Source organism: Stenotrophomonas genospecies 3 (genome assembly GCF_054473855.1).
The window spans coordinates 58,644-72,957 of record NZ_JBTMUR010000007.1 but is presented as its reverse complement, the minus strand read 5'-3'; the positions used below and the strand labels follow the sequence as shown (position 1 = coordinate 72,957).

Here is a 14,314-nt window from a genome sequence, read left to right as displayed (position 1 = left end):
GTCAGCCGTCAGAGGTCGATTCCGCAAAGATGGCGGCGAACGAGCGCTGGATCAAGCGCTGGATTCACCGCCGCGGCTGCGGTTCGCCGGATACCGGTTGCGCGGGCACGATGACCGGTTGCGGTGTCGGGGCGGGCTGCATCGGCGTCGCAGTGGGCGAGGGCATCACCAGCGGTGATGTGGCGGTCAACTGCAGCAGCGCCGCCCAGTCCTGCCGGTTGAAGCTGCATTCGTCCTCGCGGCCCGGCGTGCAGCTGGGGTCGATGCCGGTGCTGTTGCGTTCGCGCGCGGGCGGCAGCTTGATCAGTCCGGTGCGGTCCAGAGGCAGCAACCGCATCGCCACGGTGTTCATCACGTTGCCGCCGACCAGGTACAGGGTCTGGTCGCCGCCAAGATTGGCCGCTACCACCACTTCGCAATGTGATTTCCAGTGGCCCACCGAGCCATTGCCCAGTGCCTGCACCAGCCCGCTGTAGCTGAGCGTGGTGCTGCGGTCGCGCAGGAAGCACAGCAGGTCGCCCGGTGCGGGCTTTGCGGTCGCGGGATCGACCAACCGGTACGGCACGCCCGAGGGGCCGCCCTGGTACGCGGCACGGATGTAGTCGATGTGGCGTGGCGAGGTGTTGAAGCCGGGAACGCCGGACTGCACCATCACCCAGGAAATGAACGCGGCTGACCACGGGTTGTCGACCAGGAAGGCGCGGCAGTCGCTGTCGGTGTAGCGCGTACCCAGCGGTGCCAGGCAGCTGTTGGCGCCGGCGATGCTGCCCATTGCGTTGAGCGTGCCGCTGTTGCGCCAGTAGCCGGCCACGCGCTGCCAGGCGATCAGGCCGTTGTCGGCCAGGTGATCGCTTTCGGCCTCGGTGACACTGAGGCTGGCGGCGCGGCCATCGCGATCAATGAAGGGCCGGAACCACAGCCGGTGCTCGTTGCAGGCGGTATTGCGGATGGCCACCGCCAACGGGCTCAGGCCGAAGCGGGGCGGCACATCGCAGGCTTCGGCGGCCGCGGCGGACAAGGGGGCTGCGGCCAGCAGCAGGCAGGCAGGCAAGAGCATCCGGCGCATGCGCGGCTCCTGTGGGGGATGACCGCAGCGTCGCAGCGCTGTCGTGAACGCCGGGTGTGAGAACCGGGTCAGGCCTCAGCCCGGCGGCGGGCCCAGCTTCAGCGACAGATCAATCGCCTGCACGTGCTTTGTCAGGCCGCCAATGGAGATGCAGTCCACGCCGTCCTCGGCGATCGAACGCAGGCCACCCAGGCCCACGCTGCCGGACACTTCCAGCGGAATGCGGCCCGCCGTGATGCGCACCGCCTCGCGGCGCAGGTCGGGGCTGAAGTCATCCAGCAGGATGCGTTCGCAACCAGCCTCCAGCGCCTGGCGCAGCTGCGCAAGATCCTCGACCTCGACCACTAGCGGCAACCCAGGCCATTGCCGGCGTGCGGCAGCCACGGCTGCGGCCAGTGAACCGGCAGCGCGGATGTGGTTTTCCTTCAGCATCACCGTGTCGTACAGGCCGAAACGATGGTTCTCTCCACCGCCGCAGCGCACCGCGTACTTCTGCGCCAGGCGCAGGCCGGGCAGGGTCTTGCGGGTGTCGAGGATGCGCGTGCCGGTGCCGGCCACGGCCGCCACGTAGCGCGCGGTGGTCGTGGCGGTGCCGGACAGCGTCTGCAGGAAGTTCAGCGAAGTGCGCTCGGCGCTCACCAGGCTGCGGCTGCGCCCGTGCAGCAGCGCCAGTACGGTGCCGGCGGTGACCGTGTCGCCCTCGGAGACATGCCATTCGATGCGCACGTCCGGATCGAGTGCGCGGTGGGTGGCGTCGAACCAGGGGCGGCCGGCGATCACCCCGTCCTGCTTGCACAGCAGGTAGGCGCTGTCGGCCTGGTCGGGCAGCAGGGCGGCGGTGACGTCGCCGCTGCCCAGGTCCTCGGCCAGCGCACGCGCGACATCGGCGGCGACAACGGCCGCATCCGGCGTCGGCAGCGTGCTCATGCGGCCGGGAAGTCTGCGATCTGAGCGGTGGGGATGGCTTCCTCGGCCAGCAGCACCGGGATGCCATCGTCAACGCGGAACACCTGCTTGCGGTCGCGGGTGACCAGCGCTTCGCGCAGCGGCTGCGCCAGCGGGTTGCCATCGGCCTTGTTCACCGCGCCGGCGGAAATGGCCTTGTTGAGGGCTTCCAGGCCCTTGCCATCCAGCAGGGACAGGGGCTGGCGGGTGTCCGGTGACACCAGCAGGTCGAGCAGCTTGCGATCCATGGTTCTTCGTCTTGCGTGGAAGATGGCTAGAATACGTCTTTAAGGCAGGTGACGGCCAATGACCCCCAACCCGATCGCGCCGCTTGTCGGCATCGTCATGGGTTCCCGTTCCGACTGGGAAACCATGCAGCACGCCGCCCAGAAGCTTGAAGCTCTGGGTGTTCCGTTCGAAGTGAAGGTAGTGTCCGCGCATCGGACGCCGGATGTGTTGTTCAGTTACGCCGAGCAGGCGGGCCCGCGTGGCCTGCGCGCGATCATCGCCGGTGCCGGCGGGGCCGCGCACCTGCCGGGCATGATCGCCGCCAAGACCGCCGTTCCGGTGCTGGGCGTGCCGGTGCAGTCCAAGGCCCTCAACGGCATGGATTCGCTGCTGTCGATCGTGCAGATGCCAGCCGGCATCCCGGTCGCCACCTTCGCCATCGGCAATGCCGGCGCCTCCAACGCCGCGCTGTTCGCCGCCGCAATGCTGGCCAGTGACCAGCCGGCGATCGGCCAGGCGCTCGACGCGTTCCGCGCACGCCAGACCGAAGACGTGATGGCCCACGACGATCCGCGCCAATGAGCCTGACCGTAGGCATCCTGGGTGGCGGCCAGCTCGCCCGCATGATGGTACTGGCCGGTGCGCCGCTGGGATTGCGCTTCGAACTGTACGACCCCGCAGCCGACGCCTGCAGCGGCCCGCTGGCGCCGCTCACCGTCGGTGCCTTCGATGACCGCCAGGCGCTGGCGGATTTCGCGGCCAAGGTCGACGTGGTCACGTTCGATTTCGAGAACGTGCCTGCCGACAGCGCGCAGTTCCTGGCCGACCGCGTGCCGGTCTACCCGCCGCCGGCCGCACTGGCCGTGGCCCAGGACCGGTTGAGCGAGAAGACCCTGTTCCAGCAGCTGGGCATTCCGCTGCCGGCCTTCGCTGACATCCGCAGCCGTGACGAGTTGGCCGCGAAGGCTGCCGAGTTCGGTCTGCCGTGCATCCTCAAGACCCGCCGCCTCGGTTACGACGGCAAGGGTCAGTTCCGCCTGCGCAGCGAGGCCGACATCGATGCCGCATGGGATGCGCTGGGTGCGCAGGTCGAGCGTACTGGTCTGATCCTGGAGGGCTTCGTGGCCTTCCAGCGGGAGGTCAGCGTGGTTGCCGTGCGTGGCCGCGATGGCAGCTTCGAGGCCTGGCCGGTCACCGGCAACTGGCACGTCGACGGCGTGCTGTCGGCCAGCGTGGCGCCGGCCGTGTTGTCGGCCGCCGAGCACGAGGCCGCGATCGGCTATGCCCGTCGCGTCGCCGAGCACCTGCAGTATGTCGGCGTGTTCGCGCTGGAGCTGTTCTGCCGCGATGGCGAGCTGTTGGCCAACGAGATGGCGCCGCGCGTGCACAACTCCGGCCACTGGACCATCGAAGGCAGCGAGACCTCGCAGTTCGAGAATCACCTGCGCGCTGTGCTGGGCCTGCCGCTGGGCAGCACCCGTATGCTCGGCCATGCCTGCATGCTGAACTGGCTGGGCGCGATGCCGGACCCCGCGCCGGTGCTGGCCCAGGCCAGCGGCCACTGGCACGACTACGGCAAGGAGCCGCGTGAGGGCCGCAAGGTTGGTCATGCCACGCTGCGCGATGATGCTGCTGATGCACTGGCCGATGCACTGGACCAGGTGGGTCTGGAGCTGGGTCGCCAGGCCCAGGTGGCGCCGGCGGTACACGCGCTGCGCAACCGCTGAACCCGGTAGCGCCGGCCGCTGGCCGGCAATGCAACGATGTGGCGCGCCGGTGCAGGCATCGGCGCAACATTCCCGGTGGTAGCGTGGAGCTCCTTTCACAGGAGTCACGACCATGCTCGACTGGAATGCCTACCGCAAGGAACTGAAGGGCCGCATCGGCGAGATCGGCAAGCTCTCGCCGGATACGGTCAAGGGCTATGCCACCCTGGCCAATGCCGGCGCGCAGACCAACCACCTGGATGCCAAGACCCGCGAGCTGATCGCGCTGGCCGTGGCAGTGACCACCCGCTGCGACGGCTGCATCACCGTGCATGTGGATGCAGCGCTGAAGCACGGCGCCAGCCGCGAGGAAATCGCCGAGGCGCTGGGCGTGGCAGTGTCGCTCAATGCAGGCGCCGCGCTGGTGTACTCGGCGCGGGTCATGGACGCGGTGGCCGCGCACGAGAGCGCGTGAAGCTCCGTACTGTTTCCCGGTAGTGCCGGCCGCTGGCCGGCAGATTCGCCATCTCTGTACACCGATGGGGATGCCGGCCAGCGGCCGGCACTACCCCTTGGCGGAGCCGCTGCCTCAGCGCAGCTGGCTCTCGGCGAATTCCCAGTTGACCATCTGCCAGAACGCGTCCAGATAGCGCGCGCGATCATTCTGGTAGTCGGTGTAGTAAGCGTGCTCCCAGACGTCGCAGCACAGCAGCGGGGTGCTTTCGCCGGTCAATGGCGTGCCGGCGTTACGGGTGGCCTGCAGGCCCAGCTGCCCGCCCGGATGCTGCACCAGCCACACCCAGCCCGAGCCGAACAGGCCCAGTGCGGTGCGGTTGAATTCCTCGCGCAGGCGCTGCACGTCGCCGAACTGGCGCTTGACCAGCTCGCCCAGCCGCCCCTGCGGCTCACCGCCGCCGCGCGGGCGCAGGCACTGCCAGTAGAAGCCATGGTTCCAGGCCTGGGCGGCGACATCGAACAGCGTGCCCTGGGCGTGGCGGACGATCTCTTCCAGTGACGCTTCCTCCCACTCGGTGCCGAGGATGCCGGCGTTGACGGCATCGACATAGGCGCGATGGTGGCGGCCGTGATGCAGTTCCACGGTCTGTGCGGACAGGTGCGGCTGCAGGGAGCCGGAGAGGTAGGGCAGGGCAGGCAATTCGACAGGCATGGACAGGTTCGTGGCCAGGGGGCGGCGGCAGCCGGTTCCATCGGCTTACAATGGCGGCTACCGTGGGCAGTCTAGCCGACCATCACGGTCGGTTTGTCCGGCGAAGCAAGGAGTGTGGTTGTGGCGGTAATGCAGCAAATCCAGGCCGAGGTCGATCGTTACCCGCTCGTGCTGTTCATGAAGGGCACCCCGCAATACCCGATGTGCGGCTTCTCCAGCCGCGCCGTACAGGCATTGATGGCGGCCGGCGCGGTCACCCTGCGCACCGTCAACGTGCTGGAAGAGCCCGAGATCCGCGCCAACCTGCCGCGCTTTTCCAACCTGCCGACCTTCCCGCAGCTGTTCATCAACGGTGAATTGATCGGCGGCTGTGACATCGTGCTGGAGCTGTTCGAAGCCGGCGAGCTCAAGCGCATCGTCGAAGAGGCGACCCAGGGATGAGTGCCTGGCCATCGACGTCACCGACCGACGGGGCGCTCGATGGCCGCCCGTTGCAGGATCGCGTGGTACTGGTCGCCGGTGCCGGTGGTGGGCTGGGCAGTGCTGCGGCAGTGGCTGCTGCAGCCGCTGGGGCCACCGTGGTCCTGCTGGGCCGCAAGCCGCGGCGCCTGGACCGTGTCTACGCCCAGGTGCAGGCGGTCGGCCCGGAACCTCTGCTGTACCCGTTGGACCTGGAAGGCGCAGGCCCCGACGACTATGCCGAGCTGGCCCAGGCCCTGCAGCGCGAGCTGGGGCGGCTGGACGGCCTGCTGGTCTGTGCCGCCCACTTCCCGGGCCTGACCCCGTTCGAGCTGGCCGACCCAGCCAGTTTCGCCCGCGCGGTGCACGTTACCTTGACCGCGCCGGCCTGGCTGGCCCAGGCCTGCCTGCCACTGCTGCGGCAGCGCGAAGATGCGGCGCTGGTGTTTGCGGTCGATGCCCCCGACCGGGTCGGGCAGGCTTACTGGGGCGGTTACGGTGTGGCCCAGCATGGCCTGCGTGGCCTGATCGCCAGCCTGCATGACGAACTCGGCCGCAGCCCGGTACGGGTCAGTGGCCTGTACCCCGGCCCGCTGCGCACAGCCCTGCGGGCCCGGGCGTATTCCGTCGACCAGGACCCGGCCGCCCAAGGCCCGGAGGCCGCCGCCGCTGCGGCCGTGACCCTGTTGTCCGGTGCTGGCGCCACTTGGCGCGGCCGGATTCTCGATGCCAGCGGGGCGCCCCCGGCCGAGTGAGCGCCGGGGAAAGGCGGAGTGAAGAACCCGTCACGATTGCGTTGCGATCCGGTGCCGTTTGTCGCACAACCGTCACATTGATGGCGTAGCGTGTTAATCTAGTGTTAACCGTTGTGGCTTCCTTCAGCCAAGCGGTAGGGAACCCCAGATAAATGTCCGACCAGCCACCCGCAGGGCTGTTTGGATGCGCTTTTTTTCCGCCATCGCCAACTCGCATCGAGGCTACCGAAAAATGACCCACCCACTCCGGATGTCCAAGCTCACCCTTGGTCTCGTGGCTGCGCTCGCCACCGCTCCCGCCTTCGCCCAGAGCACCTCTGCCGGTGTCGGCGGCCAGGTGATGTCCTCTGCAGGCCAGCCTGTCGCTGGCGCTGAAGTCACCATCACCCACACCGAGTCGGGCACCGTTTCGCGTGCCACCACCGACGCGTCGGGTCGTTACAACGCGCGCGGCCTGCGCGTGGGTGGCCCGTACACCATCACCATCACCAAGTCCGGTGAAGGCACCAAGACCGAAGAAGGTGTCTACCTGAACCTGAACCAGGTCAACACGGTCAACGCCAGCCTCGGCGGCGATCTGGCCGCCACCAACCTGGACGCCGTGAACGTTGTCGCCACCGCCGGCGGCCTGGACCTGTTCAGCGCCACCAAGATGGGCAGCGGCACCAACGTGACGCGCGAAACGATGGACGCGCTGCCGTCGGCCAACCGCAACATCCAGGACTACATCCGCCTGGACCCGCGCATCTCGCAGGTCAGCAAGGCTGACGGCGCGATCTCGGCCGGTGGCCAGAACACCCGTTACAACGCCATCCGCATCGACGGCATCAGCGCCTCCGATCCGTTCGGCCTGGGCTCCAACAACCTGCCGACCGAGCGTCAGCCGGTGTCGATGGACGCCATCCAGGAAATCAACATCGACCTGGCCAACTACGACACCACCATCGCTGGTGGTACCGGTGCGGTGATCAACGCCGTGACCAAGTCGGGTACCAATGAATTCCACGGCACCGTGTACGGTTCGTACCGCGACAAGGACATGGTCCGTTCGCGCCTGGAAGGTGACAAGCAGGACTTTAACGGCTTCAAGGACGAGAAGACCTACGGCATGACCTTCGGCGGCCCGATCGTCAAGGACAAGCTGTTCTTCTTCACCAACTACGAAAAGTACGAGCGTAGCGGTGGCGGCGTCAGCCTTGGCGAAAGCCCCTACAACAAGGCTGGCGGCATCAGCGATGCTGATATCGCCCGCGTCCAGAAGCGCATGTCCGATCTTGGCTATCAGGTCGGCGGCGTCGGTGCGCTGAACAACAAGACCGAGATCGAAGAGTACGCGGTCAAGCTGGACTGGAACATCAACGAGAACCACCGTGCGGCCCTGCGCTACAACAAGATGAAGCAGGACGTGGTGCGTTTCCCGAAGGTCAGCAACAGCGAAATTTCGCTGAGTGACTTCTGGTACACCCAGCCGACCGAGTATGAGACCTGGATGGGTGAACTGTTCAGTGACTGGTCCGAGAACTTCTCGACCGAGTTCAAGGTCTCGCACAAGGACTACTCGTCCAACCGCGTTGCCGCTTCGCACCTGCCGCAGATCCGCGTCCGCTTCGACAACAATAATTCGCTGTACCTGGGTACCGAGCAGAACACCCACACCAACCTGGTGGAGTCGAAGGAACTGAGCGCCTTCGGTGCCGGTACCTGGTATGTCGGTGACCACACCGTCAAGTTCGGCTTTGACTACACCGACAACGACCTGATGAACTTCTACGGTCGCAACCTGTACGGCGCGTATGAGTTCGCCAACCTGGCTGCGTTTGAAGCCGGCACCCCGTCCGCGTACCAGGTGCGCGTGCCGCGTGCTGGTGGCAGCCTGGATGACATTCCGGCGAAGTTCCACCTGAAGAACACGGGTCTGTTCATCCAGGATACCTGGGCGATCAACTACAACCTGAGCCTGATGTTCGGTGTCCGCGTTGACATGCCGGACTTCAGCACCCAGCGCCTGTACAACCCGCGCATCGAGCAGCTGTACGGCTTCAACAACACCAAGCTGGTCGACAAGAAGGTGTTCCAGCCGCGCGTCGGCTTCAACTACACCTTCGATAGCGACCGTCCGACCCAGCTGCGCGGTGGCGTGGGCCTGTTCGGCGGTGCTGCCCCGAACGTGTGGCTGGCGGGTGCCTACCAGAACACCGGCCTGAACTACGCCGAGTACAACCTGACCCGCAATCCGGGTGGTTTCAGCTTCGATGCTGACAATCCGTTCATCCCGGACCCGTCGCTTGCTTCGGCACGTCAGAACGTCGACCTGATCGCTCCCGGTACCCGCCTGCCGTCGGTCTGGAAGGCCAACCTGGCCTTCGATCACGAACTGCCGTGGTACGGCATCGTGGCGTCGGCCGAGCTGCTGGTCACCAAGGTCAAGGATGGTCTGTACTTTGATCGTCTGGACGTCATGACCCCGAATGCCAACCGCTCGGTTGGTCAGGACGGTCGTGCGCTGTACTGGAACGACTACGGCATGAACGGTGCCAATGCTGGCTCGAACGGCATGCAGGCTGGCCAGAAGAACGGTCGTGCCTGCTCGGCCACCGATCAGACCTGCCCGAGTGACCGTGTCAACCGTCCGAGCGATATCGGCGACGTGATCCTGCTGCGCAACACCGACAAGGGTCGTGGTTCCCAGGCTACGTTCTCGCTGGCCAAGCCGCTGACCGAGAACTGGGGCTGGTCGCTGGGTTATACCTACACTCAGGCGAAGGAAGTGAGCCCGCTGTCCAGCTCGCAGAACACCTCGAATTGGAACAACACGCTGAGCCTGAACGCCAACGACAACGTTGCGTACAACTCGCGCTATGCGATCAAGGACCGCATCACCGGTACCCTGGAGTGGAAGCACAACTTCTTCGGTGACAATGCCACCCGCGTCGGCCTGTTCTATGAAGGCCGTTCGGGTCGTCCGTACAGCTACGTGTTCTATAACGACGTGAACGGCGACGGCGCAGGCACCAACGATCTGTTCTACGTGCCGAAGGGCCCGGGTGACGTGATCTTCACCGGCGGCGCCGACATGGAGAAGAAGTTCTTCGAATGGCTGGCGCAGAATCCGGAGCTTGATGCCTACCGTGGCAGCGTGGTCCCGGCCAACGCGCACCGCGCCAAGTGGGTCAACAGCTTCGATGTCCGCATCAGCCAGGAGTTCCCGGGCTTTGCGAAGACCCACAAGGGCGAGATCGCGCTGGACATCATGAATGTCGGCAATCTGCTCAACAAGAAGTGGGGTCTGATCGACGATTACGGCTTCTACGCCACCCGTCGCGTTGCCAACTACTCGGGTATCGACCCGGCTACCGGCAAGTACCTGTACAACTTCACCGGCCGTACCGACAACTCGTCGATCCGGGAAAACAACAACGACAAGGGCAACACTGCCGTGTCGCGCTGGTCGATGCAGCTGACCGTGAAGTACAAGTTCTGATCCATCAGAGCCTGAAGCAGTAAGTGAAAACGGCCGGGGAAACCCGGCCGTTTTCCGTTCATGCGAAAGTCCTTGCAGGTCACCTGGCATCGGCGTAGCATCCGGAAATGTGCGCGGTGCCAACGCCGCCGATGCGGTCCCGGAAAGGCGAACGCGGGAAGCACACATCCAACGGTCGGGCTTCCCGGCCGTTTTGCTTTTTAAGGGGGCGGCAGTACAGTCGGAAACCTTGAAGGAAGCGAAAAATTGGACATGACCACGAACGAAAAATCAGCCCGTGCATTGCCGGTGCAGGACGCGCGGATCTACCCGCGCGGTGGGCTGGATGTGCTGTCGCGGGCCGAAGTGGCCCGCCTGCGCGATGCGTCTGCCGGCGGTATGCACGAGCTGCTGCGCCGCTGCGCGCTGGCCGTGCTGACCAGCGGCAGTGCCTCTGACGATCCGCGCGCGGCGCGCGATCTGTATCCTGATTTCGACATCCAGGTGGCGCAGCAGGATCGCGGCGTGCGCATCGATCTGGTCAATGCACCGGCGATGGCCTTCGTCGATGGCGAGATCATCCGCGGCGTCGCCGAACTGCTGTTCGCCGTGGTGCGTGACCTGGCCTACATGGCCATCGAGATGGGCCCGGCCTACGCGGCCGAGCTGGAGTCGTCCGAGGGCATCACCAACGCGGTGTTCGGCCTGCTGCGCAATGCGCGCATCCTCAACCCGGGCGACCCGAACCTGGTCGTGTGCTGGGGTGGCCATTCGATCTCGCGCGACGAGTACCTGTACACCAAGCAGGTGGGTTATGAGCTGGGCCTGCGCGGCCTGGACATCTGCACCGGCTGCGGTCCAGGCGCGATGAAGGGCCCGATGAAGGGCGCCACCATTGCCCACGCCAAGCAGCGCCGCACCGTGACGCGCTACATCGGCCTGACCGAGCCGGGCATCATCGCCGCCGAGTCGCCGAACCCGATCGTCAACCACCTGGTGATCATGCCGGACATCGAGAAGCGCCTTGAGGCCTTCGTCCGCATCGGCCACGGCATCATCGTGTTCGCCGGTGGCGTCGGCACCGCGGAGGAAATCCTGTACCTGCTCGGCATCCTGCTGCGCGAGGAAAACAAGGACCTGCCGTTCCCGCTGATCCTGACCGGCCCGACGGTGGCAGCGCCGTACTTCGAGCAGATCGACCGCTTCATCCGCCTGACCCTGGGCGATGCGGCCGCCGAGCGCTACGAGATCGTCATTGGCGACCCGGTGGCGGTGGCCAAGAAGATGGCCAACGGCATCAAGCGCGTGCGTGAGCACCGCCTGGCACAGAAGGACTCGTTCTTCTTCAACTGGTCGATCGAGATTCCGTGGGAGTACCAGCAGCCGTTCGTGCCGACCCACGAGGCAATGGCCGCGCTGGACCTGCACCATGGACGTGCCCCGCACGCGCTGGCGGCCGACCTGCGCCGGGCGTTCTCGGGCATCGTTGCCGGCAACGTGAAGGAAGACGGCATGCGCCGCATCGAGCAGTTCGGGCCGTTCCAGATCCATGGTGACCCGGACATGATGCAGGCCCTGGACGCGCTGCTGCGCGCCTTCGTCGAACAGCGCCGGATGAAGATCTCCGGCGAATACCAGCCCTGCTACCAGGTGCTGGCCTGAGCCTGCGCCGGCGCGATGGGGATCGCGCCGGGACAGGCAGGGGAGGGCGGGCCGTCAAGGCGTTGACGCCCGTCGCCCCGGAATGACCGTTCATCCTGCCGCCGCTTGCCGGTGGCAGGGCGATGGCCCATCGTGGCCATCAACACGCTGGGGAGCGTCCAATGTCTTTGCGCCGGCAAAACGGCTTTACATTGATCGAGTTGATGGTCACGTTGACCGTCTTCGTGATCTTGGCGTCGATCGCCTATCCCAGTTTCCGCGGAATGATCCGCTCGAACCGCCTGGCGACCGCCAACAATGAACTGATTGCCCTGACAGGCCTGGCGAGAGGCGAAGGCATCCGCAACAGCCGTGGTGGTGGTGTCTGTGGCAGTACCGATGGCACCGGTTGCGATGGCGAATGGTCCAAGGGTGTCCTGGCCTGGTCGGATCTCGATGGAGATGGCCAGTTGGGGGGCACCGATACCGTGTTGCGGTTTTCGCAGGGCAACCCGCAGTTGAGTGTGGTGGGGCCCGCGGGTGCGACCATCGCGTTCGACGGTCGCGGCCGTCGCAGGGCGGCTGCGGACCAGACGCTGGTGCTGTCGCCGGACACCTGCAAGACCGGTGAGCCCAAGAGTACATTGACGATCAACCAGTCCGGCCAGGTCCGGGCGACCAAGGGAACCTGCTCATGAGCCGACGCAAGCTTGCCGGCCCGCGTTCTTCGCAGGGTGGTTTCAGCCTGATCGAGGTGATGGTGGCCATGCTGATCCTGGCGTTCGGCCTGCTGGGCTTCGCCTTGCTGCAGACCACCAACGTCCGCTTTGTGCAGAGTGCGAATTACCGCACCCAGGCCACCAATCTGGCCAATGACCTGATCGAACTGATGCGTGCCCAGCGCACCGATACCCTGGCCGGTGGTGCTTACTCCGCCGCTTCGTTCTCGGCCGGCTCGGTGACCGCGAAGGGCGCGTGCGCCTGGCCAACCGGTGCTGCGGTGACGCCGAAGACCAATGTCGCGCGATGGCAGTGCGAGGTCGTCAAAACGCTTGGCGAAAAGGCCAGCGCGGAGGTGAAGTTCACCCAGAGTACCGGTCAGGTAAGCGTCGCGATCACGTGGGGGGACCAGCGCTGGGACCCCGAGAATCCCGACAGCCTGACCACCTTTGGCTTGACCACTTTCCTGTGAACGTGCCCATGAGTCCGTCTTCGCGAATCCGCGGCTTGTCGCTGATCGAACTGATGATCGCCATGGTCATCGGCCTGGTGTTGATGCTGGGCATCACCCAGATATTCATTGCGTCCCGCGCGGCTTCGCGCCTATCCGAGGGCGCTGCCCGGACCCAGGAGAATGCCCGTTTCGCGTTGGATTTCCTGCAGCGTGACCTGCGTATGGCCGGGCACTTCGGCTGCGTGAACGACCAGGCACATGTGATCAAGAACACGGGCGATGTCCGCTACAACCTGGGAATCGCTTCCGGCAGCGGTGATCCTCTGGACTTCTCTGTACCGGTACAAGGCTATGAAGCTGCCGGCACCGCGCCGACCAACACCCTGACCCTGGGCCGGGCATGGAGTGCCGCAGGCTCGGTGCCCAAGAGCATCACCGATCTGAAGCCGAAGCCGCTGCCCGGCAGCGACATTCTCGTGTTGCGGCTGCTGAGCCCGGAGGGAGCCGTGCTTGCCTCGGCAAGCGTGGACGGCACCGCCACCACGTTGACAGTGTCCAGCGACGGCATGGCGCGTCTCAAGGCCAACGCCGCAGGTACTCCCACCGTATTCGCGCTTGCAGATTGCACCCGCGCCGACGTGTTCTCGGGCGCCATCACAGGTTCTACGGTAAAGGTGGACAAGGTCGACCTGACGGGTTACTCGGCCAACAACGCAATGACCATGCTGTACCGCGCCGATGGCCTGGTGTACTACATCGCGACCAACGGCAACAACGAGCCATCGCTGTTCAGGGCACGTGCCAATGGCGCAGGTGGTTATGGCACGGGCGAGGAGCTGGTGGAGGGCATCGAGAACATGCAGGTCCTGTATGGCCTGGATGCTACGACCGATATCGCCCTGGCCACGCCGCCGACTGGGCGGATCGTCGATCAGCGCGTAGCCAGCAGCGTCAGTACCGCTACCGATGCAACGGCAACCGCCGCGTGGCGACGTGTCGGGATGGTGCAGGTCGGTCTGCTGGCCAGGAGTCCGCAGCGTGCTTCGGCCGAAGCACCGGGTGCGGCCGACAACTATCTTGGAGTGCTCGGGGTGACCATCGCGCCGGGTGATCCCTATGACCAGCGTCATCGCGGGGCCTATGAAGTCTCCGTTGCGCTCCGCAACCGCCTGTTCGGGAACTGACGACCATGCGACCAATCACTCGCTTTTCGCGTCGCCCTTTTTCTGGTCCTGCCCGCCAGCGTGGTGCGGTGCTGTACATTTCGCTGATCCTGTTGATTCTGCTGGCCCTGCTGGGAGTGATAGGCATGCAGGTGGCAGGCATGCAGGAGCGCATGGCATCGGGCTACCGCGCTGGTAGCTTGGCGTTCCAGAACGCCGAGGGGGCTGCGCGCGGGGCGGAAAATGCAGTCGAGAAAATCGCCAACCGACAGTCAGCGGGTGACAACCCGATGGTCAGTTCCGCCGACATCGATCAACGCTGCGACGATGGTTTCGATCCGTCCGACTGGGTGGCCAAGACCAAGCTGGGCAGCAAGCCGGCGGTGAAGGTCCGGCAGATCCAGGGCTGCATCCAGGGAGAGGGGGCGCTGGACATGGGAAAGCCGCTGGAGACAGCAACGCCGGTTTACCAGATCACGACGTATGCCAGTGATACGACTTCCGACGCGACGTCGCGTTCGGCGGTCGATACCGTATTCAAGCTGTGAG

The 14,314-nt window shown here is 65.6% G+C and carries 15 protein-coding genes; 11 read left to right on the top strand and 4 right to left on the bottom strand.

What is annotated here, in order from left to right; genetic code table 11:
- Window positions 1-64: 64 nt before the first annotated feature.
- The 3 genes from ACX9OT_RS10980 to ACX9OT_RS10970 form a co-directional block, all read right to left on the bottom strand.
- Entirely contained in the window at window positions 65-1,066 is a 1,002-nt protein-coding gene (locus ACX9OT_RS10980) for a DUF2272 domain-containing protein (protein WP_071228394.1), read from the bottom strand.
- 75 nt (window positions 1,067-1,141) lie between these two features.
- Window positions 1,142-1,993 (bottom strand): carboxylating nicotinate-nucleotide diphosphorylase, encoded by an 852-nt coding sequence (nadC, locus tag ACX9OT_RS10975; protein WP_071228393.1) that lies wholly within the window; start codon window positions 1,991-1,993, stop codon window positions 1,142-1,144.
- Window positions 1,990-2,259 carry a Trm112 family protein gene (locus tag ACX9OT_RS10970; protein ID WP_005408847.1) on the bottom strand — a complete coding sequence of 90 codons (270 nt, stop codon included), beginning with the start codon at window positions 2,257-2,259 and terminating at the stop codon, window positions 1,990-1,992. Before ACX9OT_RS10970 ends, nadC begins: the two co-directional genes overlap by 4 nt.
- A gap of 58 nt (window positions 2,260-2,317) precedes the next feature.
- Here ACX9OT_RS10970 and purE point away from each other — a divergent pair, with 58 nt between their 5' ends.
- From purE to ACX9OT_RS10955, 3 genes are all read left to right on the top strand, one after another.
- On the top strand, window positions 2,318-2,821 hold the full coding sequence (gene purE, locus ACX9OT_RS10965; protein WP_005412808.1) for a 5-(carboxyamino)imidazole ribonucleotide mutase: 504 nt from the start codon (window positions 2,318-2,320) through the stop codon (window positions 2,819-2,821).
- Window positions 2,818-3,966, top strand: coding sequence for a 5-(carboxyamino)imidazole ribonucleotide synthase (locus tag ACX9OT_RS10960; protein WP_032128885.1), 1,149 nt, complete (start codon window positions 2,818-2,820; stop codon window positions 3,964-3,966). The genes purE and ACX9OT_RS10960 overlap by 4 nt, the downstream gene beginning before the upstream one ends.
- 112 nt (window positions 3,967-4,078) lie before the next feature.
- The gene (locus tag ACX9OT_RS10955) at window positions 4,079-4,420 is read left to right on the top strand and encodes a carboxymuconolactone decarboxylase family protein (RefSeq protein WP_004152082.1); all 342 of its coding nucleotides are present in this window, start codon (window positions 4,079-4,081) and stop codon (window positions 4,418-4,420) included.
- 114 nt (window positions 4,421-4,534) lie between these two features.
- Here the strand turns inward: ACX9OT_RS10955 and ACX9OT_RS10950 are convergent, their stop codons facing one another.
- The gene (locus ACX9OT_RS10950) at window positions 4,535-5,113 is read right to left on the bottom strand and encodes a superoxide dismutase (protein ID WP_071228391.1); all 579 of its coding nucleotides are present in this window, start codon (window positions 5,111-5,113) and stop codon (window positions 4,535-4,537) included.
- Between the two features lie 120 nt (window positions 5,114-5,233).
- On the opposite strand from ACX9OT_RS10950, the gene grxD reads away from it, so the two are divergent.
- From grxD to ACX9OT_RS10910, 8 genes are all read left to right on the top strand, one after another.
- A complete protein-coding gene (gene grxD, locus ACX9OT_RS10945) occupies window positions 5,234-5,554 on the top strand; it encodes a Grx4 family monothiol glutaredoxin (protein ID WP_005408852.1) in 321 nt (106 codons plus the stop codon).
- Window positions 5,551-6,327, top strand: a complete 777-nt coding sequence (locus ACX9OT_RS10940; RefSeq protein WP_459002054.1) for an SDR family NAD(P)-dependent oxidoreductase — start codon at window positions 5,551-5,553, stop codon at window positions 6,325-6,327. The genes grxD and ACX9OT_RS10940 overlap by 4 nt, the downstream gene beginning before the upstream one ends.
- Window positions 6,328-6,559: 232 nt before the next feature.
- Window positions 6,560-9,808, top strand: coding sequence for a TonB-dependent receptor (locus tag ACX9OT_RS10935; RefSeq protein WP_459002052.1), 3,249 nt, complete (start codon window positions 6,560-6,562; stop codon window positions 9,806-9,808).
- Between the two features lie 252 nt (window positions 9,809-10,060).
- Window positions 10,061-11,449, top strand: a complete 1,389-nt coding sequence (gene ppnN, locus ACX9OT_RS10930) for a nucleotide 5'-monophosphate nucleosidase PpnN (RefSeq protein ID WP_010486098.1) — start codon at window positions 10,061-10,063, stop codon at window positions 11,447-11,449.
- Between the two features lie 161 nt (window positions 11,450-11,610).
- On the top strand, window positions 11,611-12,126 hold the full coding sequence (locus tag ACX9OT_RS10925) for a GspH/FimT family pseudopilin (RefSeq protein WP_032128889.1): 516 nt from the start codon (window positions 11,611-11,613) through the stop codon (window positions 12,124-12,126).
- The gene (gene pilV, locus ACX9OT_RS10920) at window positions 12,123-12,620 is read left to right on the top strand and encodes a type IV pilus modification protein PilV (RefSeq protein WP_189719760.1); all 498 of its coding nucleotides are present in this window, start codon (window positions 12,123-12,125) and stop codon (window positions 12,618-12,620) included. Before ACX9OT_RS10925 ends, pilV begins: the two co-directional genes overlap by 4 nt.
- An 8-nt stretch (window positions 12,621-12,628) precedes the next feature.
- Window positions 12,629-13,786, top strand: a complete 1,158-nt coding sequence (locus ACX9OT_RS10915) for a PilW family protein (protein WP_189719759.1) — start codon at window positions 12,629-12,631, stop codon at window positions 13,784-13,786.
- 5 nt (window positions 13,787-13,791) lie between these two features.
- Window positions 13,792-14,313, top strand: a complete 522-nt coding sequence (locus ACX9OT_RS10910; RefSeq protein WP_032128892.1) for a pilus assembly PilX family protein — start codon at window positions 13,792-13,794, stop codon at window positions 14,311-14,313.
- Window position 14,314: the final 1 nt, after the last annotated feature.